This is a genomic window from Pseudomonas avellanae BPIC 631 (genome assembly GCF_000444135.1).
Classification (GTDB): domain Bacteria; phylum Pseudomonadota; class Gammaproteobacteria; order Pseudomonadales; family Pseudomonadaceae; genus Aquipseudomonas; species Aquipseudomonas avellanae.
On sequence record NZ_ATDK01000195.1, the window covers coordinates 1 to 297 of the forward strand.

The 297-nt window shown below is 60.9% G+C and carries 1 pseudogene; it reads right to left on the reverse strand.

Annotation, left to right across the window (positions count from 1 at the left end):
• Positions 1-297 (reverse strand): annotated as a pseudogene (locus DW49_RS0107645) (DDE-type integrase/transposase/recombinase); the annotation flags it as partial.

The window sequence follows — 297 nt, forward strand, 5'->3', positions numbered from 1 at the left end:
AGGATCCAGCGCTCGACCACTTGAACACCGACTTCGACCTTGGCTTTGTCCTTGGGCTTGCGCGAGCGAGCAGGCAAGACGGCGACGCCGTAATGCTCGGCCAGATCGCGGTAGCTGGGGTTGATATCCGGCTCGTAACGGTGCGCTTTAGTCACGCCACTGCGCAGATTATCGGGCACCAGTATCTGCGTTGTGCCGCCGAAAAAAGCAAAGCATCGGACGTGCGAGCCCAGCCAGTCGGGCAGTTTCTGCGACCAGGTGGCCTCGGCAAAGGTGTAGCTGGAGGCACCGAGGACA